Below are 22,871 nucleotides of genomic sequence, written 5' to 3'. Positions count from 1 at the left end.
TCACCTATCCTTTCAGCTCAAGCCATTCACGGCGGAGCAAAAACAGTTCGCGCAATTCATCTGTAGACAACTCAGTAATCCAGTTTTCTCCATTTCCTACGATTTGTTGACTGAGTGACTTCTTCCGTTCCATCATCTCATCAATTCGTTCCTCGATAGTCCCCAGCGAAATAAATTTATATACCTGAACATTTCGCTGCTGCCCGATACGATAGGCGCGATCCGTTGCCTGATTCTCAACGGCAGGATTCCACCAGCGATCGATATGGAAAACATGGTTGGCTTCGGTCAGATTCAAGCCGGTTCCTCCTGCGCGCAGGGACAGGATAAAAATGGAGGCGCGCTGCTCAGCCGGGAGGGCGGCATCTTGAAAACGAGCGATCATCTCGTCTCGTTGTTCCTTTGGCGTTGATCCATGCAAATACAGGACTGGGCCAAAACCTTCTCTTTCCAGAACGCGCTGCATCAGTCTACCCATTTCGAGATATTGGGTAAAGATCAGGCTGCGCTCACCTTTCGGCCGAATCTCCTGCAAAAGCTCCAGCAGCCTTGCCAGCTTTGGAGAACGCGTTTTTGCATCGGCCGAACCAGGCCCTTGGTCAACCAATCCCGGATGGTCACACAACTGCTTGAGGCGGGTTAGCGTCGTGAGGATCAAACCGCGCTTTTGCATCGGCGTAGACTGATCCAGTCGGTCAAACATAGATTGGATCAGCGTTTCGTAAAGGGCTCCCTGCTCTGCTGTCAGCGTGACGTATTCATTGACCTCATTCTTTTCCGGGAGATCGAGCTGGATATGTGGATCGATCTTGGTTCGACGCAGCAAGAAAGGCTGGATCAACCGCTGGATTTCGGCGATCATCTGCTGATCCTGATCTCGTTCGATCGGGAGCACATAGCGCTGGGAGAAATCACGCAGACTGCCGAAATAACCGGGATTGAGGAAGTCAAAGATCGACCAAAGCTCTCGTAAACGGTTTTCAATCGGTGTCCCGGTCAATGCGATCCGATGATGAGCTGACAAGCTGCGGATGGCTGTCGATTGTTTGGTTTGCGCGTTTTTGATGTACTGGGCTTCATCCAGACAGATCGTATTCCAGTTTACTCCAGAAAGCTCCTGTTCATCCAGGTGGGAGAGGGAGTAGGAGGTGATCACCACATCCGCGTTCTTTGCCGATCTGAGAAAGTCTCGCTCCTTTTTGCGTTCTGTTCCGTAGTGGATATAGACGGACAAGGTCGGCGCGAAGCGTTCCAGCTCCTTTTGCCAGTTGCCGATGACTGAAGTGGGACAGACGAGCAAAGATGGCCCTGCCTGTGGCTCATCCGCTTTGACCTGGAGCAGATAGGTAATGAACTGAATCGTTTTGCCAAGCCCCATATCATCTGCCAGACAGGCTCCGAGCCCAAAACGGCGCAGAAACAAAAGCCAGGCGGCTCCCTCTTTTTGATAGGCGCGCAAGGTACCGCGAAAGGTTGCCGGTTGCTCGATCAGAGGAATTCGCTTTGTATCCTGCAGTTGAGACATGAATTGAAAGAGATGGCGGCTCAGCTCCACCTCGACGGGAAAGGAAGAAGTGGCCAAGGTCTCTTCATGGGTTGCTCCCTCTGCCTCAAGCGAACTGCTGAGGTGAAGCTTCATGACATCCCGCAGCGTCAGCGCCTGTTTTCCCTTCGTTTTTTTCAAGGTCGCCTGCAATTGCGCAAAAAGGCTGGGCGTCAGCTGCACCCATTGCCCTTGTATCTTCATGAGCCTCTGTTTTTGCTCCAGCAGCTTGCGGAATTCCTCTTCATTCAGCTCGACTGGCCCCAGCGCCAATCTCCACTCGAAATCCATCACCTGACGAATGCCAAAATAGGAGGGGGCAGCTCCGCCGGAGAAGGAGGAAACCTTTACCTTCACCCGCGGTTTTACCCGTTTTACCTGCTCCCACCAGGAGGGCAAGAACACGTGTATGCCTGCCTGAACGAGCTGGAGACTCGTATCGGTCAGGAAGGTCCAGGCCTCCTCCGTAGACAGATGCGACGCGGGAATTCCCGTGCCATCTATTTCTCCAGCCTCCTCTGACAAAAAAGCGGGAAACCAGGGCAGAACCTCCGTGCACTTGCGGATATCATGGCGGAGTCGGTACCGAAAATCATGCCACTCAGCGGGAAAGGACGAAATCACAGACAGGTCGACGATGCGATCAGGTTGGGACTGATCCTGTAAAAGCAGCTTGACTTGCCAGTCTGTTTCTTGCCCCTCCGGCTCAATCAATTGCAAGCAGGTGCGAAAAGGCGTGCGATCTTGAAGGAGTCCGATCGTTTGCAGCCACTCTGCCTCTGTCATCAGCGGTGACATGTCGTTTCCCGTGACGAGCAAAGCGGGGTAATGCCGGAGCAGCTGATTCCAGGCAAGCTTGGCATCACTGCGATTCGATACAGTCTCTTCCAGTGCCGATGAGAGCCAGTGCTCTCCCGCCGACGACAAGGGCTCCTCTGCTTCTGGAAGCCTCCACCCAAAACGCCCTTCCTTCCAGGCATAGAAATTCGGCACCACCCTGCCCGACAGGAGCGCCTCTCTGATCCGCTGCGCCATCGCCTGATAACCGGTCAGCTTTTCACTTAGCGTAAATGAAAGATGCTCCAGCCATTTTGGCCGTGTAAAGAACGTCAACGCTTGGAGCGGGGAGAGAAGAACGCCGCTTTCAGTCTGCTCGATAAACGTACCGTAATACGTCGTCTCATCCCATGCGAAAAGGGCTGTAGCAGCGAGATCGGGGCGGACCCTTTGTCCGCTGGCATCGGTTGCTTCAATCAGGAAGTGACTGTCAGACAACATTTCTCCGGTTAGATACATCTGAGTGACTGCTTTCATGGCTGTAGATTTCCTCTCCTGATCTCTTCCTGAAAAGCGCGCAGGCGGCTATACTTGGCTGCCAAACGGCTCATGAACTGTTCCCAGCGCTCCGTTTGATTCAGCTTGTGATAACTGGCACGTACTTTTTTTAAGCATTTCACCGCTTCCCGGTAGGCTGTGCGATTTCGTTCTTCGATCAAACGATTGATTTCCCGTATCATGAGGGGGAGAAGGAGCTGAGGCTCTTTTTCCTCAATGACTTTTTCCTGTTCGAGTGACAGCTCTGCACCGGGCTGTCCATACGTCATCTGCAGGTCAATCCATTGCTGAAAGTGTCCGTGTTCAAACAGATATCCGGCGTAATCGTGGAAGCTGGCAGGCAGGTACCGTTTCAAACTGATCCCGCACTCATCGGCTCGGTTCAGCTTCGCCATCGCTTCTCTCCAGATGGCGGTGATCAGCCGGTATTCCTGTCCTTCAGAGGTGCCAATCAAGCCTTCCATTCTCTCGATCCAGGCAAGAAGCCGCTGCCATTCCTGATTCCTCGCGAATTTTTTTACATAGGGGAGATAAAAGGCAAGAGGAGGGTGCCAAGACCGCTCCCAAATCTGCAGGGCAACTTCATCTCTTCCATCCAATACGAAGAAATGAGCTCTCATGCATTCAGATTGATTCCGACGGCTGGCAGGGAGAGTCGGTTCAGCGGCCAACTGCGACAGGTCAGCCACTTCCTGTTTGCGCCAAGCTGCTTGCACAAGCAAATCCGACCAGATCAACCGGTATGTCAGCATGCCGTAAAGATCGAAGGCAGCGGTCAGTTTCCAGTCCCGCAGCTTCTCGGCCGTCTGTTCCAGGTAAGAACGCCGCTCTTGCCACAGCGCATCAATGTCCGAATAATACAGAATGCCTTCCAACTGTTCTACGAGTCTCTCAGCCGTTTGAGCCAGTTCCCCGGACCAGATCGCTGAGCGGTACTCTTTGACGAACTCTTGAAGCTTCTGTAGATGAAACAGGCAAGCATGAATCGAGAAAAGCTGCGCCAGGTCATCCGGCCAGTCACGGGTAACTCCCTGCACATTTTCATAGCTGGAGAAGAGTTCGGTAGAAGCGCGAGCCGCCTCCATCGCCTGGGGCAAATTACGGGTCCATCTGTCCAGAAACAGCCACCAATCGCTTACGGTGCTCGTAGCGGGCAACACAGGGCGCCCAGCCTCCATCCCGGAGGAATTTCCATTTCTTTTGACCGTATGTTTATAGGCAGGCACCAAAAGAGACGAAGAAAAGGCCAGGGGGCGCGGTTGGTGCAGACGGCTCATAAATGCTCTGGGATTTTCAAATACACTGTACGCCTGAAAAAACGTAGCCGCGATATGTTTGCAAAAACGGGAATAGGGACAGGAGCAGGTGCTATTGGTAAAGGTACCGAGATCGATGGCAACATGGTAGGTCATGGAGCCTTGCACATCACTGGTCAAACACCCCTGATCCACCTGGACGTTGAACACCATGCCATCCGAAAAATAGCGGTATCCTCGCTCGACGATATGCTCCTCCATGAACACGAGGACTTGTTCACCCAGTGTCTTGACTTGTTCACGAGACAGCGCTTTTTGCAGCATACAGGTACTCCTCCGTGCGAAGTGTCATCCCTCCATTATACCGAAAACCCTGGTAAAATGAAAAACAACCAGCCACTGCGGAACATTTCCGTTCTGCAGCGTACGGATACCTGACGCTTGACGAATCTGGAAAGTGTAAGAAAATGAGAAAGAACCAAAACAACAGAGGATGGTGCAGCAAAATGCTGATGAACGAAAAAATAAAGGCTGCAGAGGTTGAGCTGACGGGCTTGCAGGGCGAAGATCTGGGAATCATCCCGACACGGGACGCACTGAAGATGGCAAAGGAACTGAAGGTCGACCTGATCTGTCTCTCACTCGCAACCAGTCCCCCTCCATGCAAGCTCGTCAGTCGGGCCGAGTACCTGGCAGATCGTGATCAAGAAAAGAAAAAGGAACGAAAAGAAGCAAAAGGAATCAAGGTAAAGGAGATTCGCCTCAGCGCTTTTATCGAAGATCATGACTACGATACCAAAAAAAGACAAGCGGAGCGAATATTACAGGCTGGCGATGCGGTCCAGCTTACGGTTCGGTTGGAGAAAAAGGAAGCGGAGGCGGCAAAGGAATTGGTTCAGCAGCTGGTTAAAGATTTGCGCCATTGTGGCAGACAGGACAAAGGGATTCAGGTGAGCGGAAAACAAGTGATTGCCCATTTGCTTCCTCTGTAGGTGTGAAACGTATATCTCTACATTTTTCTAAACTTCCAACTTTTCCCGTGCAACTTTTCACCTAAATTCAGCGTCATTTAAACACCACCAAAGAAGTGGTCTTGCTGGCATATCCATGACCAAATCAGCCCCACAACTGGAAAAAATGAGCAAAATATCATCCATCATACAGCCAATTCCGAAAAGAGCAAAATGACGTAGGAGGAGTTTCCTTGCAAAACTTCAAAGTACTGAAATCCAAAACGGCAAGAACAGGTTTGGCCGGTGCAGTATTGGCCGGAATGCTGGCTGTAACCAATACGGGACTGGCCGCAAGCTCTTTGCCATTGTCCGATATCGCCCAAAATGCGCAAAAAAACGCCATTTTGAAACTCAATTATGCCGGGGTTTTAAAGGGTTATACCGACGGAACATTCAGACCGGGGCAAGAGGTTACCCGTGCAGAGTTTGCCAAAATCGCGGTGCTGGCCCTGGGCTTTACGGATGAACAGGCTAATATGCTAAAGGGAAAAACCGTATTCAAAGATTTGCCTGCTGATCACTGGGCCACTGGTTACATAAACCTGGCTGTATCCCAGGGAATCATCAAAGGGTATCCTGACGGCACATTTAAACCCAACAACAACGTAAAGGTAGCCGAAGCATTAACCGTCTATGTACAGGGCTTGAAAATTAATGTTCCCGCCTCCACGACCAGCGAATGGTACCATCCTTACCTGTTGGAAGCAAACAAGACCGGCCTCTACGACGCCAAAGAGCAGCCGTTGGCAGCGGCCCGGCGCGATGTGGTTGCCAAGTACACCGACTCCTTTATGGAGACGCCGGTCTACGCCAATGGAGCGTACTACGATAAAAACGGCAACGCAGACGGCACCGTCCAAAAACTTCCTGTCGTCAAAGGAGCAGTTGCCAGCTACAGCAAAGCTGATCAGAAGCTGAAGCTGACCGGACAAAAAACGGAAGTTGAAATTGCCGGGAATGCCCAAGTATACGGCACGATTGTCACAGGTGCCCAAGTTGAGTACATTGTGAAAAATGGGAAGATTTCCTTCCTGAACGTGATCACGTCGGATGCCAATATCGTCGAGGGGATTGTGAAATCATCTCTCAGCTATAAGGAGTTCAAGGCGATTGTCAACGGGAAAGAGGTTGTCCTGGAAGTTGAGAGTGGTGTGACCGTATCTCGTTCCCAGATTGGCCAAAAATTCGTTGCTGTTTTGGATGAGAATGGAAAAGTCATTTCCATTACGATCTCCGACAACGCCGTTTCAGGAATCGTCAAAAAGACCTCAACCGTGAGCGGCACAAAAGCGAAGAGAGAGATTCAGCTGGATGATCAAACCTACGAACTGACTACGAACGCCGCGATTAAGGTGAAAGCTCATCCGCAGGCGAAGGAAGCTACGGGCTCTTTCGCAGACGTAGACAAAGGAGATCTCGTGGAGCTGACCTTGGATGTAGATGGGAAAGCCTCTGCGGTAACCGTAACGAAGCTGAGCACGACGCAAACCATTAAGATTGACACGTATGACAACATCATCCGCTTTGATGGCAAAGATTATGACGTCCTCAAGGATACCAAGCTCTACGTAAATGAGAAGAAAGTGTCCGATCTGGAGGACTTGCTTGACGGCAAGACAGCCGTTCTCACCTTTGACGAAAAAGGCAATTTGATCAAGATTGAGCAAGGTGTCGGCGTGTCGGCAGGCAAATTGGTCTCGAGCACAACGGCCTATGCCGCGGGTAGCCCGGCAACACTGGCAACAATCAAAGTAGACGGGAAGGTCTACGATATTTTGACCACAGCCAAGCTGACTATCGATGGAAGCACGGTATCTGCTACATCCATCAAGGAAGGACAACTCGATGACTATCAAATCATCAGTTGGAAATACAATCTCGGAACCAATAACATCGTTGAGCTGACAGCCGAAAAGCAAACCGTAAAAGGCTATGTAACGGATAAATCCGGGAAAACCATTACCGTAAACGGAAAAGACTACGTCCTGCTCTCTGGCGTCACGATCGAATCCAATGCGGACACGAACGACAAAGAGTATACGTTGGTCTTAAATAACGACGGCAAGGTCAAAGCCGTGACAGGTGCAGAGAAAACGGTGAGCGGTGTGGTGGATACTGTAGAGGTGCGAAAAGAAAACGGCTCCGTGAAATCTGCCAAAGTAGTTGTCGATGGAAAAACCTATACCGTTGAGGATGCTGACGTCATCGACAAGGTGAAACAGTTTGACCTCGTGACACTGACCCTGACTCGCGATGGGGACGTGAAAAAAGCCGCCACCCAAGGAAAACTGGACAAAGAAGGGGTCTCCTTCATTGGCTTTGAAACGCGCGTAAACGGAGACAAATACGTATTCTTCAGCAATGTGTCGACCAGCCTCAAATTGACGAAGGATGCCCAGATCAAGTACTACGACGGTTCGGACCTGAAAGACAGCGCTGTGAAAACAACCGATGACATCGACCTGTGGGTCAATGCCGACGGACAGGTTTATCTGATCGTCGTCAATAAACGATAGGCGAGCAAAGCGATAACGGAATGATTCGAGAAACAGGTGCAGCCCAATACGTGGCTGCACCTGTTTTTTTAGGTGAGAGTCGTTAGATTGCAATAAATCACGAGTACAGAGAAAAGAAGGGTTAACAAAGAAGGAAGTATCGTCATGATCGGTTGCCTGGCACGGAAGAGATGAGCATGGATCGCCCCGAGCATGAGGGGGATAAAGAGTACACCTGCTGCCACTGCCAGGCTTTTGTTCCAGAAGCCTCCGGCCAGGGCGACTGCTCCGATCAGCTCCAGCAGTCCGACGACGGTCATGAACAACAGGGGATATTGATAGTGACTCCAGTGCTCGACTTGAAAAGGAACACGGGCAATCTTGATGAGGCCGCCCGTACCCATGAATACTGCCAGCAGAGCCTGTATGAGCTTCAGGATCAATCGAGACCCTCCTTTTTGAATGGCGTCTTGCCGACATAGACCGACAAGCACGCAAATTTATTAAATTACTTAAAAGTAATGTTACTTGTAAGTATTATTTCAGAGGTACCCTTTTCCAGTCAAGAGACTTTTTTAAATTCATTGTTTTGTAGAATTCAAACGCAAGAGCCGACTGGTAGAAGCTCAGATCCTTCAGGTATACTACTACTGTGGGCTGTCATCCAAACGTGTTTCCCTTTGCATGCAGTCCGCTGATTTGCGGAGAGCGATCGAGAGTATCTTCTTGTATGATAAGGTTTCCTGCCATAATGGCTGCGATCTCCAAACGTTGGAGGAGAATGATAGAGGAGGGGTGTTCGTGAAATATCGTAGACTCGGCAAAACCGAATTGAACGTATCCGTCATTGGTATCGGGACTTGGCAATTTGGAGGAGAGTGGGGTCATGATTTCACTCAGGAAGAAGTCGACCACATTCTGGACAAAGCGAAGGAAATGGGAATCAATCTGATCGACACCGCGGAATGCTATGGCGATCATTTGTCTGAGCAACTGATCGGTGGCTATTTGCGAAAGGATCGCCGCGAAGATTGGGTGGTTGCGACGAAATTCGGTCATCATTTTCATGACAAATTTACGCGGACCAACGACTACAGCGCTGATGATGTTCTGAAGCAGCTGGATGCGTCCCTTCGCGCTTTGCAGACAGATTATATCGATCTGTATCAGTTCCACTCCGGTCCTGACGAAGCCTTTGACAACGATGAGCTTTGGACCATGCTGGACAAACAGATAGCTGCGGGAAAAATCCGTCATCTCGGTCTGTCCATCGCGAAAAACAATCAGGTACACCAAACATCATCAGCTTCAAAGGTAAACGCCAAAACCATTCAGGTCGTCTACAACCGTTTGGATCAAGCGCCGGAAGAGCAAGTGCTCCCCCTTTGCCAGGAGCAAGATCTCGGTGTGCTTGCTCGGGTGCCGCTGGCGAGCGGGTATCTCAGCGGAAAATACAAGCCGGGCACTCAGTTTGGCACCAATGATGTACGGCATAATCACGATCAGGAGCGTGTGCTTTCCTTGCTTCAGCAAGCGGAAGAGATCAAAAGCAAAGAAGTACCTCCAGGAGTTGACATGGCGCAGTGGGCGCTCGCCTGGTGCTTGAAGCATCCAGCAGTCACAGCGGTCATTCCGGGCTGCAAAAGCCCTGCTCAGGTAGAGGCAAATGCAAAAGCTGCGGAACTGGTGTCCGGGGATCACCCTCAAAATATATAGCAAGGCGGTGTTTTTGTGGCGAATATCGATTTGTCACTTTTACCATGGAACGTATTTTGGCTGGGCATCGCGTTTTTTAGCGTTACCGGCGTTCTGTTTTGCTTCGGTTTTCTCCATTTGGTGCAAAAGAAAGTGAAAAGCGGTGTCCTGTTCATGGTCGGGACTGTCCTGAGCGCCTATCTGTTCCTTTCCTATCTGTTTGCCAATCACATATAGCCGAGAAGTGGCTCCAGCTTGAACAGCCCATTGGACGCTCAAACATAACCTTGTGAGGCAAGAAATGCCTGCAGGGTTATTTTTTGTATAAGAAAACCCCCAGTTAGACTGGGGGTTCGGGAAAGCTTATAGCTATGAGTAGTCATCCTTTGAACTCGGTGATAAGATGAGAGCCGGTCTGCCAACCGCTTACACTTATCACAGGAGGACAAAGGATGGACAAGAGCAGTCTAGCACATACCAAATGGAACTGTAAATATCATATCGTATTTGCTCCGAAATACCGAAGACAAGTGATATATGGGAAATTGAGGAGAGAGATAGGGAAAATTTTACGGGAGTTATGCGAACGAAAAGGAGTGGAGATCATTGAAGCGGAAGCTTGCGTGGATCATATTCACATGTTAGTGAGTATTCCGCCTAAGTTAAGCGTGTCCGAGTTCATGGGTTACTTAAAAGGAAAAAGTTCATTGATGATCTTTGATAAGTTTGCAAATATGAAATACCGATATGGAAATCGTCAATTTTGGTGCAGAGGGTACTACGTAGATACAGTAGGAAGAAACAAAAAGGTAATTGAGGAATATATTCGGAACCAATTAGTGGAGGACAAGAACTATGAACAATTAACGATGAAAGAGCTGATCGATCCGTTTACGGGTGAGTCGGTGAAAAAGGGCAGGTAAGGAGCCCCTTTTCAGGGGCTGCCCGAGGCAACACGCGGTTGGCAGACTTTCAGGGCGCCTTTGAGGCGCTTGCTTGTAACATGCCCTTATAGGGCTAATGGAAGCCACCGGCTAAGCCGGTGGTTATGACTCACTTTCAGTCGAGACGATCGTTGACTTGAAACCGAGAAAAGCAACACAGCCGACTATCGATTTCGGGTCGGAACGCATCGCATCGTTAAAAATGATTGAAATTTGTAACCAATTCAATTAAGATAATGGAAATATATACTATTCCTGTGTGGATAGTTTATATTTTTACATCTTGCTCAGTTTATAATTGAGGGCGAGTACATTTATCAATTGAATAACTGGAAACAGGTTCCTTGAGTGAGTAACGTTCAAGGATGAAAAGGGAAGTTCGGTGCAAATCCGACACGGTCCCGCCACTGTAAAAGGGGAGTCAGCGCAGGAAGTCGCCACTGATCCATCAGGATTGGGAAGGCATGCAGCTGATGATGAGCCTTAAGTCAGGAGACCTGCCTGTTTCGACAACACTGCAAGACCTACGGGAGATAGGGAGGTGTTAGATCCACTATGGCAGTAGTGCGTGAAACTTCACTGCTTATTTAGGCATTTCTAACTTTCTTTCTGAACGTTAGAGATGCCTTTTTCTATTGGAGTAACGCAAAGACTATTTGTATGGGGAGGTATTTAGATGAGTATCAAAAGCAGTAACCTGGGATATCCACGTATAGGAGAAAACCGTGAATGGAAAAAGGCTCTGGAAGCATTTTGGGCGGGAACATTAGAAGAATCCAACTTCCTTCAACAGATGGAACAGATTCGACTCCATCACTTACAGAAGCAAAAAGAGAAAGGGATCGATTATATCCCTGTCGGTGATTTTACATGTTACGATCATATGCTGGACACGGCTGTCATGTTTGGCTTGGTCCCAAAACGGTTTCCTTATGAAGGTGGAGTTGTTCCACTTCAGACATACTTTGCTATGGCGCGTGGCAGTCAAGAAGCGATCGCGTGTGAAATGACAAAATGGTTTAACACAAATTATCACTATATTGTTCCAGAGATTGGCGACAGGACTCCGACCTTAACAGAAAACAAGCCCCTTCTTGCTTATCGCGAAGCAAAAGAGAAGCTTGGCATCAAAGGAAAGCCTGTCATCGTCGGCCCATACACGTTTATCAAACTTTCAAAGGGATATGTCCCTGCACAATTACCAGCCCTTATCTTGCAACTCGTCCCGTTGTATCAGCAAATTTTACGGGAGTTAGAGCAAGAAGGGGTGGAATGGGTTCAACTGGATGAGCCGATTTTGGTTTCTTCTCTCAGTAAAGAGGAGATGGAAACCGTGTCATACATTTACAAGCAGCTTCATGAAGCAGCACCCCATCTGAACATTATGCTGCAAACCTATTTTGATTCCGTAGAATTCTACCCCGATGTGATCAACCTTCCCGTTCAGGGTATTGGATTGGATTTTGTTCACGGCATCGGACAGAATCTCCGGTATCTTACAACGTGCGGATTTCCAGAAGATAAAGTACTTGGCATCGGTGTGGTAGACGGTCGAAATATTTGGCGCTCGCACCTCCCTCACAAATGGAAACTTTTGAGAACTATTACGAGCGCTGTTCCGGAGGATCGTGTATGGCTCCAACCTTCCAGCAGTTTACTCCATGTCCCTGTTAGCATCAATCAAGAAACGCAACTTGATCCCCTTGTCAAAGAGGCTTTGGCTTTTGCTGATGAAAAATTGGATGAAATTCAAGTCTTACTCAATGGATTTCGCTCTGGTGAAAACGCGACGATAGAGGAGTTCACCAGAAGTCAAACGGCTTTATCTAATTTGGCGCAGTCTCCAGAAAGAAACCGACTAAAAGTACATGAATCTGTAGCCAATCTGGGACACCAGCATGCTGAGCGTCAGTCACCTTTCGTACAGCGTCGGAAGAAACAACAGCAAGAAAAGAAGCTTCCCTTGCTTCCCACGACGACAATCGGAAGCTTTCCGCAAACCTTGGAAGTTCGACAGGCCAGACAAAAATGGCGAAAGGGCGAGTGGACGACGGAGTTTTACGAAGAATTCATCCAGGAACAAATTGAAAAATGGATCAAGATTCAAGAAGAGATTGGACTCGACGTCTTTGTTCATGGCGAGTTTGAGCGGACCGATATGGTAGAGTTTTTTGGAGAGAAGCTGGCAGGGTTCACCTTTACGAAAAATGGTTGGGTGCAATCGTACGGATCACGTTGTGTGAAACCGCCGATCATTTACGCAGATGTCGAATTTCTTGAGCCAATGACAGTGAAAGAAAGCGAATTTGCTCAATCGCTCACCACAAAACCGGTAAAAGGAATGATTACGGGTCCCGTGACTATCCTCAATTGGTCATTTGTGCGTGACGATATATCAAGAAAACAGGTAGCCTATCAAATTGCACTTGCATTGCGACATGAAGTGGAAGCGCTGGAGGCTGCCGGTATCCAGATGATTCAAGTAGACGAACCAGCCCTGAGGGAGGGTATGCCACTGAAGAAGTCTGCTTGGGAAAATTATTTGAATTGGGCCGTCAAGGCGTTTCGCCTAACCACTTCCTCCGTTCAAGACAACACGCAAATTCATACACATATGTGCTACTGCGAGTTCCACGACTTTATCGATTCGATACGTGATTTAGATGCTGATGTCATTTCCATAGAGACATCTCGAAGTCATGGAGAATTGGTATCTTCGTTTCATGAACATGCCTACGAAAAAGAGATTGGTCTTGGGGTATACGACATCCACAGTTCGCGCATTCCTTCTGTCGAGGAAATCGTCAGTATGATTGAACGCGGTTTGCAAGTGTTAGAACCTGCTCAATTCTGGATTAATCCAGACTGCGGACTCAAAACCCGAGGCAAGGAAGAAACGATTGCTTCCCTGCGAAATATGGTGACTGCTACTCTCATCGTTCGTGATCGTTTGACATCTGCACAACCATGAGCGTATTTAAAACCATCTGCATTCGCATGACCTATGGGAATGATAGAATGACTGAGTATTTTGTATGTCAATGGTGTGGCTATACGGAGGAAAAAGAGATAGCATCTGTTGAGGAAAATGAGATAAGCTATCAGTGTCCTTGCTGCAGTATGGATGAAATCGAAAGTATCTTTCTAGCGCCGCTTTCAATCAAAAGCAGAGTGCAACAGATGGCAACCCTGCGGAGTGATGATCTGCTCCTTTTCTGAGAAAACATGATAAGATGAACATGTAACAATCACCTGAGGCAACGGGTAGGTGCATAAAGAGGAGTGATTTCGTGTTGGAGAAAGTCATGTTTATTGAAATCGGAATGGGTATTGATTTGCACGGTCAAAACGTTACCAAAGCGGCAGTCCGCGCCGTACATAATGCCATCCACCATAACTCGATGCCAGGCTTACGTTCGGTCTTGCCGAATCAAGACATTCATCAAATGAAAGTAAATGTCCGGCTTGCCGTCCCAGCCGACAAGGACAAGCTTGAACTGGATGTTGTCCGTGCTGAATTGCCATACGGGACTGTTACCTTTGAGGTCATCGACGGAGGTATGCTGACGAGCAGTGGCGTGGTCCTTTCAGACAAAGAAGATAAAAATGATTTGGCTTATGTGGTGATCGCTTCTGTCGAGGTAGGCTATTAAGACCAATGGATTGTAAAAGCCCGGTTCAAAGGTAAAGAGCCGGGCTTTTTGCATTGTGAAAAGGAGGAGTGGACTTTCAGCTAGGTAGCGCGCGGTGCACTCTCGAAACCGATTTTTTTATGCGTGCCGTCGCAGAATGGCTTGATCCCTGATTGGCCACAGCGGCAAAGGGAAAACGTCGAGCCGACCTGAAAACGGCCACCCACTGCATCTACCAGATCAACATCACCCGTGACCCTGATTGAGCCGTTGTCGTTGACTTTCATCGTTACTTTTTCATCTGTCATGCTGCTGCCACCCCGCAAGAATAGTTTTGGGAACTAGTATCCCCGTCAGCAAGCGGGATATTCCCCGTTGGTAATCCTCTATTCCACTGTGATATAATGTGTGGATCATTGATAATGAAACTGGATGGTTGGAGGAAGAAATGCTTACTTTTGAGGAAAAGCTGGCTATTATTGAATCGTTCCCGGAACTACATAAGAAGGCGGTATCGCTCGGTCGCTACAACTTTCACTTCGAAGAGAGTGTACATGACAAAAAAATCGTTGTTCATCATCTCCATCCCAATGGCAATGGCTTTGTTTACGCCGGTCATCTGCCGAAAAAAGCGACCGATCCCAAAGGCATGGTCAATATACGGGAGTATGATGCAGATGCACTTCGCAAGATTATCAGAGACTCCATCGACTATCTCTCCCGCAAACCGGAGCCAGCCTCCAGGACGGAAGAAGAGAAAGGAATGGATCAGGAGGTTTGGGTCGGGCCGCATAACCAAACCCTGCTGCTGGCAAATGAAGATGAGCTGTGGAATGTCTACGCAAACGGCAATCTGGAAGAAGCCTTTGAATCTTACAAGGAAGCGGAACGCTATTTGCGCGAAGAAGGTTTTCAACCCAAGTAAAAAATCAGAAAAACGCTCTTTCCTCAGGTGAACTGCACCCCATTTGTTAGACATATCTAACATTTGGAGGTGCAGTTTTTCTATGGCCAAATTTACAGCTGACGATAAATTGTCGGCGGCTCTACGCTATTTAGATGGTACAGAGAGTTATGAATCGATTGCTACGACCCTGGGTACAACAGAAAGCGTCGTTCGAAATTGGGTGAAGCAATACGAGCACAATGGTGTAGAAGCATTTAGAAAATCCTATACAAGCTACTCCGCCCAATTTAAACTAGACGTACTCAATTATATGAATCATTTTGGGACGTCTCCGAATGAAACTGCTGCCATTTTCCAAATCACCTCTCCTGCTTTAATCCGGAAATGGAGAATACAATTTCATTCACTCGGAATAGACGCCCTACAATCGAAGAAAAAGGGGCGTCCAACCATGAAAAAAGAAACTAAAAAGGGGATACCTGTTGAGGGCTCAGTCGAGGCATTACGGGAAGAAGTAGAGCGTTTACGCATGGAGAATGCTTACCTAAAAAAGTTGAATGCCTTAGTTCAAAGCAAGGAAAAATTACAAAGCAAGACAAAGCGCAAGTAGTATTTGAGCTAAGGACAGAATTCCCTGTAAAAGCTTTACTGAAATTCGCTGGCATTCCACGCAGTACCTACTATTACTATGTGAAAATGAACAATCGTCCAGATAAACATGCTGAATTAAAAGCAGTGATTCAGGTCATTTACCATGAACATAAAGGGCGCTACGGGTACCGCCGTATTACGCATGAACTGAGGATTCTGGGGTATCTGGTAAATCATAAAAAAGTTCAGAGATTAATGAACAAGTTAGGTTTAAAAAGCATAGTTCGGATGAAAAAATATCGCTCGTATAAAGGGAAAGTTGGCAAGACAGCACCGAATCTATTGAACCGAGATTTCCATGCAGAAAAGCCAAACGAGAAGTGGGTAACAGATATAACTGAGTTTAAGTTATTTGGTGAAAAGCTCTATTTATCACCAATGTTAGATTTGTATAACGGAGAAATTATCGCTTATACCGTTGATACAAGACCAAGATATTCTCTTGTGTCTAAAATGTTGGAACAAGCATGTCGACGATTAACCGCTACAGACAGATTGATGATTCACTCGGATCAAGGTTGGCATTACCAGATGAACCAATACCGACAGGTATTGAAAGACAATAACATCACCCAGAGCATGTCGCGAAAAGGAAACTGTTATGACAACGCTGTGATGGAGAGTTTCTTTGGAACTTTAAAATCGGAATTCTTATATACGCAAGAGTTTGAAAGTGTGGAACAATTTAAACGAGAGTTAGCAAAATACATCGATTACTATAACAACAAGCGAATCAAGACAAAATTAAAAGGTCTGAGTCCAGTGCAATACCGAACTCAAACCTTGCGCACTGCTTAATAAAAACTGTCTAACTTTTTGGGGTCACTTCACAGGGGGAGAGCGTTTTTGTTTCGGTGCCAGGTTCCTTGGAGTCATCCACCTTTTTTAAGGAAACATGGACACGGACCCCTTTTCCGGGTGAAGGCTCGACCCGAATCATTCCGTTGTGCTCATCGACGATATCTTGCGCAATAGCTAAACCAAGCCCGCTGCCGCCTTTTTTCCGATTTCGGGATTTTTCCACCCGATAAAACCGCTGGAATACAAATGGAATATCCTTCGGCGGTATTCCGACTCCGGTATCCTCGACACAGATGTGAATCCATTCCTCGTCACTGTCAACGGTTACCTTCACCTGTCCCTGCTCCGTATACTTGTACGCATTGTCTAACAGGATATCGAAAAGCTGTCTGATCCGCTCACGATCCATGACCAGCCAGAGATCTTCTTCCCAGTCAAAAAATAGAGAAAGCTTGCGGGAGTAAATAGGCATCCACGCCAGCCTGACCTCTTCGAGCAGAGGCGATAATGGTTGGAGAGAGAAGACGGCCTTTGTCCGTGAAACATCCTGATGCTTGGCCAGTGCGAGCAGGTCGTCAACCAGACGAAACAATCTCTCGCATTCCTGTCGCAAGGCACCCAAGGCTTCTTCCCTGATCTCCGTTTTTTCTTTTCCCCATCTTTGCAACAGGCTTGCATACCCGTCGATGATCATCAAAGGAGTGCGCAGCTCATGGGAAGCATCACTGACGAAATTCTTCTGCATGACCATCGCCTCTTCCACGCGATCAAGCAATTGATTAAACGCTTCGATTAATTCATGGATCTCGTTCTCTACATATTGATGACGGAGTCGCTGGGACAGGCGGCTGGGAGAGATCGAGTGGATCTGTGCAATCAGTTCGTCCAACGGCTTCAGCCCCCAGGTACTCAGCATATACCCTCCTGCGCCAGAGAGCAGAATGGTAAACAGCGAGGAGAAAAAAAGAATGGTGGAGAGGATTTGGAAAAAAGATGCTAACGGCACTGTTTTTTCCATGACCTGCAAGATGAGGGGAGAAGCAGAGAAGGGCAGCATGATGGTTTGCTTGGATTGGAGGATGGTCTCCCCAAAGTCATTCGCATCAACATTCCAGTCTGCCCCGACAGAGGAAGCCAGTTTGTTTCCGGATAGGTCCAGCAGCAAAATGGATTGATTGACATCGGTAAAATTGATAAGCAGTCCGTTCAAATAAGAGGGATCGACGACGGTCTCGTAGCTAATCGTTTGTAAATCAGAAACGATCGCCGACGTTTTTTGGTCAAGCAATCGCTGTTCATGCTGGGTGACGAGCCTGGAGGTACTCCAGAAAACAAACACGGAGAGGAAGAGCAGTAATAAGAGCATGGCCGAAGTAAACAACAAGGTAAGCCGCCACTTTAACGTATTTCGTCGAAAGCCTCTTCGCCACATGTCATGGTTCACCTTTTCAGATTGTCATTCCCGCAGGGTATAACCAATACCCCGGACTGTATGTATCAGTTTGGGGGAACCGGTTTTTTCAATCTTGTTGCGCAAATATCGGATATACACATCCACCACATTTGTATTGCCCATAAAATCAAACCCCCAAACAGATGAGAGAATTTGTTCACGGGACAACGCCTGTCCTTTGTTTTGAATGAGATAGGCAAGCAGGTCATACTCACGGGGGGTCAATTCGATTTCTTCCTCCCCGCGGAATACGCGGCGAGCGGCAGGCTGAATGCACAGATCCCCAACCGTGATATCCGCCGGAGTGGATGGCTCCCGATTTCGCAAAAGCACTCGTATTCGCGCAAACAATTCTTCGATGGCGAAGGGTTTGGTCAAATAATCGTTGGCCCCGCTGTCCAAACCGGTCACAATGTCGGGAACCTCTCCTCTCGCGGTGATCATGATGATCGGGACATCCTTGGCTTCCCGGACTCGGCGGCATACTTCGATGCCAGACAACTCCGGTAGCATGATGTTCAGCAAAATCAAGTCGTACTCCTGTTCGAAAGCTTTTTCCAGACCGGAGACGCCATCATGGACGACATCGATGCGAAAGCCTTCATTCTCAAGCTCCAGTTGCAAATACCGGGCCAAATTCCTTTCGTCCTCGATCAGCAGCACATGCCCTTTGTGTTCCGGGGAACTCATCTGAACCAACTCCTGTTGGGTTGATCGGAAAAAAATCCTACCAACAGTGTTCTCATCAAATTCTAATCAAATTCTACCGGGAATCTTAGTTTTCTACCGTAGAATGAAAAGCGAAGAAAAGCTCAGATCCATTTCCCTACAAGAGGAGGAAAAGATGATGACAAAGCGCAACTGGAAAGGGAAAACAAACACGGTAGTAGCACTTTTGATGGGAACCTCTCTTTTGTTCGGAGGACAAGCCTATGCAGGGGCTGAAGGAGCGCACAAGCACCATTCTCAGCACGATTTTTGGCTTCAAATGATGCAGGAGCAAAAAAATCAGACGATTCAGGGAAATGATGACAATAATCAAGTGACGGCAGATGATCAACATTACGGCGATCAAGGTCAGCAAGCCTGGGACAATCAAAATTTAAGCAACGCAGATACCGCAACATATGGGGATCGTGCTGCAATTTATAGGGGGGAAGCAACACCAGGAGAGAAGATTGATACTTCTGCGTACACCTTCAATCAGTTCGCCCCAAACAATTATCTGTTTGCCGCGAAAAATCAAAATAGCACCATAAATTCTGACCAGCAGTCGTACACCAACAATACCAGCACGCTCTCGGCTCCGGTAAAGAAAAGCGCGTCTTCGTCAAGTCTGGCAGATCAGATTATTGCAAACGGGTTGGCTTATAAAGGGGTTCCCTATAAATTTGGCTCCAGCAAAAATACGACCAGTACATTTGATTGCTCATCATTCACGCAAAGAGTCTTTAAAGAGGCCGGGATCACATTGCCTCGCGACTCGCGCCAGCAATCCCAAGTAGGGAAGAAGGTTTCCAAGGATCAATTGCAAAAAGGCGACCTGGTCTTTTTCCGCAGCTATGGAAGCTCATCGCCCCGCATTACGCACGTAGCGATTTACGCAGGAAACAATACCCTGCTTCATACGTACGGGAAACCGGGTGTGACCACCACGCCATTCCGCGGCACTTCCTGGGAGAAGCGATTTGAAATTGCACGTCGCGTTATCTAGGTATCAAGTGAAAATCATACAGCCTGACTGAGAAGAGGGGGATACTGCCGGTCATCGGATCGGCAGTATTTTTTTTGGCCACTAATGATCTCCTTTAATTCCAAATGTTTGCAATACTTAGTACTTTTAATTATACTTATAGACAAGTGTCTTTCATCAAGTTATTACACCTGATCATATTATCGTTAAGAGGGGTGTTTGCTTTGGATGATTATCAGAAAATCGCGGCATCAGAAGAGTACAGGCAGTTCAAAAAAGCAAAGGTATGGTTTCTTTGGCCGATAGTCTTGTTGTTTGTCTGTTACTACTTGGCCCTTCCTTTGATGGCCGGCTACGCGAAAGGCTTGATGGGACATTTCGTTTTTTCTAATATTACTTTTGGTTATTTATTTGGCATCAGCTATTACTTGGTGGCATGGGCCCTTGCCTTTGTCTATGTCGTCAAAGCACGCAAATTTGATCAGAAGGCGAAAGAGATCGTCAGCAAACATACGAAATACACGAGCAAGGGGGCCTGAGTATGGGTACAGCAAAAATTTTCGGAATCGTTCTTTTTTTGGCAATTATCGCACTAACGATGTACGTTACCTATCTGGCTTCCAAGAAAAACCGGAGTACCGAGGACTTTTACGCGGCTGGACGCACGTTGACTGGCTGGCAGAACGGGCTGGCGATTGCAGGTGACTATCTAAGTGCAGCGTCATTCCTGGGTATTGCAGGACTGGTTGCCCTGAACGGGTACGATGGCTTTATGTACGCGGTTGGGTGGTTGATGGGATATGTTGTCGTTTTATACATCGTTGCCGAACCTCTTCGCAATTCCGGCAAATTTACTTTGGCCGATGCGCTTGCCTATCGCTTGAAGCCGACGCCTGTACGGACGACAACCGCTTTTGTGACGATGGTCGTCACGATGTTTTACATGCTCGCCCAGATGGTGGGTGCTGGTGTCATTATTCAGCTGCTGGTCGGTATTCCCTATGAAGCCTCTGTCCTTATCATTGGCGTGCTCATGATTGTTTATGTTTTATTCGGCGGAATGCTGGCGACCAGTTGGGTCCAGATTATCAAAGCGGTTTTGCTGATGTTCGCTACAATCGCATTGATTCTAATTCTTTTCTTCATGTTTAAATTTAATCCATCCAATCTGTTTGGGGCGGTCATCGAGAAGAACGGGGCCGACTTCCTGACACCTGGAAAACTGTACAAAAATCCAATTGACCTGATTTCACTGGGTATTGCCCTGATCTTGGGTACAGCCGGACTGCCGCACCTGCTGATTCGTTTTTATACGGTTCCCACTGCTCAAGAAGCGCGTAAATCGGTCATTTGGGGTATGATTCTGATCGGAATTTTCTACATCCTGATTGCCTTTGTCGGTTTCGGCGCATCCGTCCTGGTTGGTCCTGACGAGATACGTGCAGCAGACAAAGGCGGAAACATGGCTGCACCGCTCTTGGCTCAGTATTTGGGTGGCGGACCGGGTACGATCGGCGGAGAGATTTTTAAAGCGGCGATTGCGGCAGTCTCCTTCGCGACAATCGTTGCTGTTGTTGCCGGTCTCGTGATTACGGCTGCAGGCGCTTTTGCGCATGACATTTATACAAACGTCTTTAAGCGCGGCGTAGCCGATCCGAAAAAACAGTTTACGATCGCACGGCGTGCAGCACTGGTCATCGGTGGTCTGTCCATCGTGATCGGTATCCTGGGCAAAGGGCAAAACGTGGCCTATCTGGTTGCACTTGCCTTCGCAATCGCTGCAAGCGCCAACTTGCCGGTCATCATTTTCTCCATGTACTGGAAACGGTTTAATACGGCTGGGGCAGTCTCCGGGATGCTGGTCGGAACCATCAGTGCCGTCTCACTGGTTATGCTTGGCCCCAGTGTCATGGGAGAAAATGCCGTGTTCCCACTGGCCAATCCGGGAATCATCAGTGTCCCGCTGGGCTTCCTTACATCAGTCATCGTCTCACTTTTGACCAAGCCGGAGCCAATCGATGGCCGTTACGAAGAGCTTGATGTAAAAGCAAACACTGGCCTGGGTGCAGAGACGTAAAATCATAACAATTAAACAGGGGTTCTTCAGTTGAAGCTGAAGAGCCCCTTTCTACTTGCAGACAGCTTGCGCGTTTCGGGGGTTTGCAATCTTGGCCCAAAGGAAATAATGGGGCTATTCAGCAATGAAATGAAAGAGGGATTGGATGAAGTTTTGGTTTTTGACAGAGCCCGAAACGATCGGAGTCATTATTGGTGTTCTCTTTGGCATTATCTCGCGTCTCATGATGCTCAGAACGGATTATCGGCAATACCCAACCTATCCACACGGGAAAGTGATTCATTTTTCATTGGCAGTGATCGCAGCGGGCTTAGGCGCCATACTCGTACCCGCTTTGCTCAATAAAAACTATACCGCCGTCACATTTCTGACGGTAGCAGCTCAACAGTTTCGCGATGTTCGCAATATGGAGAGACAAAGTCTGGAAAAAGTGGATGAGATGGAGCTTGTACCGAGGGGAACGGCTTATATTGAAGGCATCGCCATGGTCTTCGAAGGCCGAAACTACTTGGTTATATTCAGTTCTTTCGTGGCCGCTTTCTTTGCCATCATTTTTCAATGGTACTGGGGAATTATCACAGGGCTGCTCTCCCTGTTCATCGCCAAGATCTTTCAATCCGGAAAAAATCTCGGGCAAATCGCCGAGATCAGGGAAGCGGTCGTTCGCATGGAAGGTCCGGATCTCTTCGTCGATTCCATCTACATCATGAATGTCGGCTTGCCGAGCAATCAGCAGATCATCCGCGAACATGGACGGGGTCTGATCGTCAAACCGTCGAATAAAAACGTGAGTGTGACGATTGCCAATCTGGGACAACGGCAGGCGATTCTGCATAATCTCTCGACGATTCTCGGGATTTATCGCGACTCTGGGGAACCGGCCTTGGTCCCGATGACTAAACTAAACCTCGACAGCGGAGAGTTGGCGGTCTTTATCTTGCCACAGATAAACGATATAGAGAGCGCCAAACAGGCTTTGCGCCATGTACCGGTGCTGGAAAATGCAGTGCGGATGCCATCTGAATCATCTGCGAATAAAAAAGGAGGGAAGACGCACTAATGGGCAGGATTGTAGGGGCTGTCATTGTGGGTACGGAGCAAATCTCAGGGGGCATACCCATTTTTCATGCGAAGGACCAGGAAGAGCAGCAGCGATTGATTCTTTCACTGGAAAAGATCATGGACGTCATGGCTCATGATTTGAAAAACGGAACATTTATTCTTGTCGATCACAAGCACACTCAGTAAATGCTTTCATCGGGATCGGTCATCTGTATAAATGGTGTGAAACGGGGCAGTCCTCTGCTGAATGTAAACATCGTTCAGCCAAAAGGGCTGCCCTGTTTGAATATATGCCCGCCCTCGGCCTGTTCATA

The 22,871-nt window shown here is 48.1% G+C and carries 20 protein-coding genes and 1 riboswitch; of the genes, 14 read left to right on the top strand and 6 right to left on the bottom strand.

All coding sequences use genetic code 11. From position 1 onward, the window contains the following. Nucleotides 1-4: 4 nt before the first annotated feature. Together NDK47_RS14095 and NDK47_RS14090 are read right to left on the bottom strand one after the other, a co-directional pair. Nucleotides 5-2,857: a DEAD/DEAH box helicase gene (locus NDK47_RS14095; protein ID WP_251870402.1), complete on the bottom strand. Its 2,853-nt coding sequence runs from the start codon at nt 2,855-2,857 to the stop codon at nt 5-7. Then, nucleotides 2,854-4,458 carry an SWIM zinc finger family protein gene (locus NDK47_RS14090; protein ID WP_251870401.1) on the bottom strand — a complete coding sequence of 535 codons (1,605 nt, stop codon included), beginning with the start codon at nt 4,456-4,458 and terminating at the stop codon, nt 2,854-2,856. The genes NDK47_RS14095 and NDK47_RS14090 overlap by 4 nt, the downstream gene beginning before the upstream one ends. 182 nt (nt 4,459-4,640) lie before the next feature. Here NDK47_RS14090 and infC point away from each other — a divergent pair, with 182 nt between their 5' ends. Both infC and NDK47_RS14080 read left to right on the top strand, forming a co-directional pair. Continuing rightward, nucleotides 4,641-5,126, top strand: coding sequence for a translation initiation factor IF-3 (gene infC / locus NDK47_RS14085; RefSeq protein ID WP_251870400.1), 486 nt, complete (start codon nt 4,641-4,643; stop codon nt 5,124-5,126). A 212-nt stretch (nt 5,127-5,338) separates the two neighbouring features. Then, nucleotides 5,339-7,663, top strand: coding sequence for an S-layer homology domain-containing protein (locus NDK47_RS14080; protein ID WP_251870399.1), 2,325 nt, complete (start codon nt 5,339-5,341; stop codon nt 7,661-7,663). A 68-nt stretch (nt 7,664-7,731) separates the two neighbouring features. On the opposite strand, the gene NDK47_RS14075 is transcribed toward NDK47_RS14080, so the two are convergent. Then, a complete protein-coding gene (locus NDK47_RS14075) occupies nt 7,732-8,046 on the bottom strand; it encodes a DoxX family protein (protein WP_407653440.1) in 315 nt (104 codons plus the stop codon). A 397-nt stretch (nt 8,047-8,443) separates the two neighbouring features. On the opposite strand from NDK47_RS14075, the gene NDK47_RS14070 reads away from it, so the two are divergent. The 5 genes from NDK47_RS14070 to NDK47_RS14050 all read left to right on the top strand — a co-directional run bounded on the left by NDK47_RS14070 (nt 8,444) and on the right by NDK47_RS14050 (nt 13,934). Further along, the gene (locus NDK47_RS14070) at nt 8,444-9,358 is read left to right on the top strand and encodes an aldo/keto reductase (RefSeq protein ID WP_251870397.1); all 915 of its coding nucleotides are present in this window, start codon (nt 8,444-8,446) and stop codon (nt 9,356-9,358) included. 15 nt (nt 9,359-9,373) lie between these two features. Next, nucleotides 9,374-9,574, top strand: a complete 201-nt coding sequence (locus tag NDK47_RS14065; protein WP_251870396.1) for a hypothetical protein — start codon at nt 9,374-9,376, stop codon at nt 9,572-9,574. Between the two features lie 215 nt (nt 9,575-9,789). Next, nucleotides 9,790-10,260, top strand: a complete 471-nt coding sequence (gene tnpA / locus NDK47_RS14060) for an IS200/IS605 family transposase (protein WP_251870395.1) — start codon at nt 9,790-9,792, stop codon at nt 10,258-10,260. A gap of 341 nt (nt 10,261-10,601) precedes the next feature. Next, nucleotides 10,602-10,800, top strand: a riboswitch (cobalamin riboswitch). 157 nt (nt 10,801-10,957) lie between these two features. Continuing rightward, nucleotides 10,958-13,252: a 5-methyltetrahydropteroyltriglutamate--homocysteine S-methyltransferase gene (gene metE / locus NDK47_RS14055; RefSeq protein ID WP_251870394.1), complete on the top strand. Its 2,295-nt coding sequence runs from the start codon at nt 10,958-10,960 to the stop codon at nt 13,250-13,252. Nucleotides 13,253-13,574: 322 nt separating this feature from the next. Then, nucleotides 13,575-13,934, top strand: a complete 360-nt coding sequence (locus NDK47_RS14050; RefSeq protein ID WP_251876157.1) for a Lin0512 family protein — start codon at nt 13,575-13,577, stop codon at nt 13,932-13,934. An 80-nt stretch (nt 13,935-14,014) separates the two neighbouring features. Here the strand turns inward: NDK47_RS14050 and NDK47_RS14045 are convergent, their stop codons facing one another. Continuing rightward, the gene (locus NDK47_RS14045) at nt 14,015-14,221 is read right to left on the bottom strand and encodes a CDGSH iron-sulfur domain-containing protein (protein WP_251870393.1); all 207 of its coding nucleotides are present in this window, start codon (nt 14,219-14,221) and stop codon (nt 14,015-14,017) included. A gap of 140 nt (nt 14,222-14,361) precedes the next feature. Between NDK47_RS14045 and NDK47_RS14040 the strand changes: the two genes are divergently transcribed. Together NDK47_RS14040 and NDK47_RS14035 are read left to right on the top strand one after the other, a co-directional pair. Further along, nucleotides 14,362-14,838 carry a hypothetical protein gene (locus NDK47_RS14040; RefSeq protein ID WP_251870392.1) on the top strand — a complete coding sequence of 159 codons (477 nt, stop codon included), beginning with the start codon at nt 14,362-14,364 and terminating at the stop codon, nt 14,836-14,838. 82 nt (nt 14,839-14,920) lie between these two features. Then, a protein-coding gene (locus tag NDK47_RS14035) for an IS3 family transposase (protein ID WP_251870391.1) occupies nt 14,921-16,269 on the top strand; the annotation gives its coding sequence in 2 pieces (ribosomal slippage) (nt 14,921-15,365 and nt 15,365-16,269; 1,350 coding nt in all). Nucleotides 16,270-16,279: 10 nt separating this feature from the next. Here the strand turns inward: NDK47_RS14035 and NDK47_RS14030 are convergent. Both NDK47_RS14030 and NDK47_RS14025 read right to left on the bottom strand, forming a co-directional pair. Continuing rightward, a complete protein-coding gene (locus NDK47_RS14030) occupies nt 16,280-17,704 on the bottom strand; it encodes a sensor histidine kinase (protein WP_251870390.1) in 1,425 nt (474 codons plus the stop codon). Between the two features lie 24 nt (nt 17,705-17,728). Continuing rightward, nucleotides 17,729-18,415, bottom strand: a complete 687-nt coding sequence (locus NDK47_RS14025; RefSeq protein ID WP_251870389.1) for a response regulator transcription factor — start codon at nt 18,413-18,415, stop codon at nt 17,729-17,731. A gap of 157 nt (nt 18,416-18,572) precedes the next feature. Between NDK47_RS14025 and NDK47_RS14020 the strand changes: the two genes are divergently transcribed. From NDK47_RS14020 to NDK47_RS14000, 5 genes are all read left to right on the top strand, one after another. Further along, nucleotides 18,573-19,439 carry a C40 family peptidase gene (locus NDK47_RS14020; protein ID WP_251870388.1) on the top strand — a complete coding sequence of 289 codons (867 nt, stop codon included), beginning with the start codon at nt 18,573-18,575 and terminating at the stop codon, nt 19,437-19,439. A gap of 203 nt (nt 19,440-19,642) precedes the next feature. Further along, nucleotides 19,643-19,957, top strand: coding sequence for a DUF485 domain-containing protein (locus NDK47_RS14015; RefSeq protein ID WP_251870387.1), 315 nt, complete (start codon nt 19,643-19,645; stop codon nt 19,955-19,957). Between the two features lie 2 nt (nt 19,958-19,959). Beyond that, nucleotides 19,960-21,495 (top strand): solute symporter family protein, encoded by a 1,536-nt coding sequence (locus tag NDK47_RS14010; RefSeq protein WP_251870386.1) that lies wholly within the window; start codon nt 19,960-19,962, stop codon nt 21,493-21,495. A gap of 145 nt (nt 21,496-21,640) precedes the next feature. Further along, nucleotides 21,641-22,555, top strand: coding sequence for a YIEGIA family protein (locus NDK47_RS14005; protein ID WP_251870385.1), 915 nt, complete (start codon nt 21,641-21,643; stop codon nt 22,553-22,555). Then, nucleotides 22,555-22,743: a capping complex subunit for YIEGIA gene (locus tag NDK47_RS14000; protein ID WP_251870384.1), complete on the top strand. Its 189-nt coding sequence runs from the start codon at nt 22,555-22,557 to the stop codon at nt 22,741-22,743. The genes NDK47_RS14005 and NDK47_RS14000 overlap by 1 nt, the downstream gene beginning before the upstream one ends. The last annotated feature ends 128 nt before the right edge of the window (nt 22,744-22,871 follow it).

Source organism: Brevibacillus ruminantium, from assembly GCF_023746555.1.
GTDB lineage: Bacteria > Bacillota > Bacilli > Brevibacillales > Brevibacillaceae > Brevibacillus > Brevibacillus ruminantium.
Note: the sequence above shows the minus strand (reverse complement) of the source record. Positions and strands in the feature narration are given on the sequence as shown.